Source organism: Bacillus cereus group sp. BfR-BA-01381 (genome assembly GCF_022663555.1).
Taxonomy (GTDB): domain Bacteria; phylum Bacillota; class Bacilli; order Bacillales; family Bacillaceae_G; genus Bacillus_A; species Bacillus_A pacificus.
Genome location: NZ_JAKUFR010000385.1, coordinates 1 through 201 on the forward strand (window position 1 = coordinate 1; position 201 = coordinate 201).

Here is a 201-nt window from a genome sequence, read left to right on the forward strand (position 1 = left end):
CTAGCGAAACAAAAAAGAGAAGGAATGGAAGAAGTAACAGAAGAAGAAAAGGCCAAGGCGAAAGCGAAGGCAGCAGCGGCCGCAAAAGCGAAAGCGGCGGCGCTAGCAAAACAAAAAAGAGAAGGAATGGAAGAAGTAACAGAAGAAGAAAAGGCCAAGGCGAAAGCGAAGGCTGTGGCGGCCGCAAAGGCAAAAGCAGCG

General features: G+C 50.2%; 1 pseudogene. It reads left to right on the forward strand.

Annotated features, from left to right (window positions below):
• Positions 1–201 (forward strand): annotated as a pseudogene (locus MR079_RS29620) (NADH-quinone oxidoreductase subunit C); the annotation flags it as partial.